This window comes from Shigella sp. FJ200513 (assembly GCF_040495915.1).
Classification (GTDB): Bacteria; Pseudomonadota; Gammaproteobacteria; order Enterobacterales; family Enterobacteriaceae; genus ECMA0423.
Window position 1 is genome coordinate 1 of record NZ_JBDYCV010000190.1, and the last position, 3,346, is coordinate 3,346.

2 protein-coding genes are annotated in these 3,346 nt (G+C 43.8%); both read left to right on the forward strand.

The window, feature by feature from the left end; translation table 11 throughout:
• Positions 1-145 precede the first annotated feature (145 nt).
• Positions 146-1,672: a TnsD family Tn7-like transposition protein gene (locus ABZJ92_RS21085; RefSeq protein WP_001243518.1), complete on the forward strand. Its 1,527-nt coding sequence runs from the start codon at positions 146-148 to the stop codon at positions 1,670-1,672.
• A complete protein-coding gene (locus tag ABZJ92_RS21090) occupies positions 1,673-3,304 on the forward strand; it encodes a Tn7-like element transposition protein TnsE (protein WP_353765461.1) in 1,632 nt (543 codons plus the stop codon).
• Positions 3,305-3,346 lie beyond the last annotated feature (42 nt).

A 3,346-nucleotide genomic window follows, 5' to 3' on the forward strand; every position in this document is an offset into this window, starting at 1 on the left:
GGTTACCCCCAAACGAATCGGAAAATCGATACTGGAAAAACTCTAACTCGGTGGCCAGTTTTTGTTGACCACTTCAGCATGAACGGTTAAAAGGGAAAGGGGTAATAGTGGATATGGCGAGCTTATTTAAACAAGCAGGTTAGCCATGAGAAACTTTCCTGTTCCGTACTCGAATGAGCTGATTTATAGCACTATTGCACGGGCAGGCGTTTATCAAGGGATTGTTAGTCCTAAGCAGCTGTTGGATGAGGTGTATGGCAACCGCAAGGTGGTCGCTACCTTAGGTCTGCCCTCGCATTTAGGTGTGATAGCAAGACATCTACATCAAACAGGACGTTACGCTGTTCAGCAGCTTATTTATGAGCATACCTTATTCCCTTTATATGCTCCGTTTGTAGGCAAGGAGCGCCGAGACGAAGCTATTCGGTTAATGGAGTACCAAGCGCAAGGTGCGGTGCATTTAATGCTAGGAGTCGCTGCTTCTAGAGTTAAGAGCGATAACCGCTTTAGATACTGCCCTGATTGCGTTGCTCTTCAGCTAAATAGGTATGGGGAAGCCTTTTGGCAACGAGATTGGTATTTGCCCGCTTTGCCATATTGTCCAAAACACGGTGCTTTAGTCTTCTTTGATAGAGCTGTAGATGATCACCGACATCAATTTTGGGCTTTGGGTCATACTGAGCTGCTTTCAGACTACCCCAAAGACTCCCTATCTCAATTAACAGCACTAGCTGCTTATATAGCCCCTCTGTTAGATGCTCCACGAGCGCAAGAGCTTTCCCCAAGCCTTGAGCAGTGGACGCTGTTTTATCAGCGCTTAGCGCAGGATCTAGGGCTAACCAAAAGCAAGCACATTCGTCATGACTTGGTGGCGGAGAGAGTGAGGCAGACTTTTAGTGATGAGGCACTAGAGAAACTGGATTTAAAGTTGGCAGAGAACAAGGACACGTGTTGGCTGAAAAGTATATTCCGTAAGCATAGAAAAGCCTTTAGTTATTTACAGCATAGTATTGTGTGGCAAGCCTTATTGCCAAAACTAACGGTTATAGAAGCGCTACAGCAGGCAAGTGCTCTTACTGAGCACTCTATAACGACAAGACCTGTTAGCCAGTCTGTGCAACCTAACTCTGAAGATTTATCTGTTAAGCATAAAGACTGGCAGCAACTAGTGCATAAATACCAAGGAATTAAGGCGGCAAGACAGTCTTTAGAGGGTGGGGTGCTATACGCTTGGCTTTACCGACATGACAGGGATTGGCTAGTTCACTGGAATCAACAGCATCAACAAGAGCGTCTGGCACCCGCCCCTAGAGTTGATTGGAACCAAAGAGATCGAATTGCTGTACGACAACTATTAAGAATCATAAAGCGTCTAGATAGTAGCCTTGATCACCCAAGAGCGACATCGAGCTGGCTGTTAAAGCAAACTCCTAACGGAACCTCTCTTGCAAAAAATCTACAGAAACTGCCTTTGGTAGCGCTTTGCTTAAAGCGTTACTCAGAGAGTGTGGAAGATTATCAAATTAGACGGATTAGCCAAGCTTTTATTAAGCTTAAACAGGAAGATGTTGAGCTTAGGCGCTGGCGATTATTAAGAAGTGCAACGTTATCTAAAGAGCGGATAACTGAGGAAGCACAAAGATTCTTGGAAATGGTTTATGGGGAAGAGTGAGTGGTTAGGCTAGCTACATTTAATGACAATGTGCAGGTTGTACATATTGGTCATTTATTCCGTAACTCGGGTCATAAGGAGTGGCGTATTTTTGTTTGGTTTAATCCAATGCAAGAACGGAAATGGACTCGATTTACTCATTTGCCTTTATTAAGTCGAGCTAAGGTGGTTAACAGTACAACAAAGCAAATAAATAAGGCGGATCGTGTGATTGAGTTTGAAGCATCGGATCTTCAACGAGCCAAAATAATCGATTTTCCTAATCTCTCGTCCTTTGCTTCCGTACGCAACAAGGATGGAGCGCAGAGTTCATTTATTTACGAAGCTGAAACACCATATAGCAAGACTCGTTATCACATCCCACAGTTAGAGCTAGCTCGGTCATTATTTTTAATTAACTCCTATTTCTGTCGAAGCTGTTTGAGCAGTACCGCTTTACAGCAAGAGTTCGACGTTCAGTATGAGGTTGAGCGAGATCATTTAGAGATAAGGATCTTACCCAGTTCATCGTTTCCTAAAGGGGCGTTAGAGCTGTCGGCCGTAGTGCAGCTTTTGGTTTGGTTGTTTTCGGATCAAGATGTTATGGATTCGTATGAAAGTATTTTTAGGCACTATCAACAAAATAGAGAAATTAAGAACGGCGTTGAAAGCTGGTGCTTTAGCTTTGACCCTCCGCCCATGCAGGGTTGGAAATTACATGTAAAAGGACGTTCTTCTAACGAGGATAAGGATTATTTAGTTGAGGAAATAGTAGGTTTAGAAATCAACGCTATGCTTCCTAGCACAACAGCTATTAGCCATGCCTCTTTTCAGGAAAAGGAGGCAGGTGATGGTAGTACGCAGCACATAGCGGTTTCAACAGAGTCAGTTGTTGATGATGAGCATCTACAGTTGGACGATGAGGAAACAGCCAATATAGACACAGACACACGAGTCATAGAGGCTGAGCCGACATGGATAAGTTTTAGTAGACCTAGTCGAATTGAAAAATCTCGCAGGGCAAGAAAAAGTAGCCAAACTATTTTAGAAAAAGAAGAAGCAACAACAAGTGAAAATAGTAATTTGGTTAGTACTGATGAGCCACACTTAGGTGGTGTCCTAGCAGCGGCAGATGTGGGTGGGAAGCAGGATGCAACCAATTACAACTCTATTTTTGCTAATCGATTTGCTGCTTTTGATGAGCTACTTTCAATTCTAAAAACTAAATTTGCATGTCGGGTGCTTTTTGAAGAAACCTTGGTTTTGCCAAAAGTTGGGCGTAGCCGATTACATCTGTGTAAAGATGGCTCACCAAGAGTGATTAAAGCCGTTGGGGTGCAACGTAATGGCAGTGAATTTGTATTGCTAGAGGTGGATGCATCGGATGGGGTGAAAATGCTTTCTACCAAAGTGTTGAGTGGCGTTGATAGCGAAACATGGCGGAATGATTTTGAAAAGATACGGCGTGGAGTGGTGAAGAGCTCATTGAATTGGCCAAATAGTTTGTTTGATCAATTATATGGACAAGACGGGCATAGAGGGGTGAATCATCCAAAGGGGTTGGGGGAGCTGCAAGTATCGAGAGAGGATATGGAAGGGTGGGCTGAGAGAGTGGTTAGTGAAGTGGTCAACAAAAACTGGCCACCGAGTTAGAGTTTTTCCAGTATCGATTTTCCGATTCGTTTGGGGGTAACC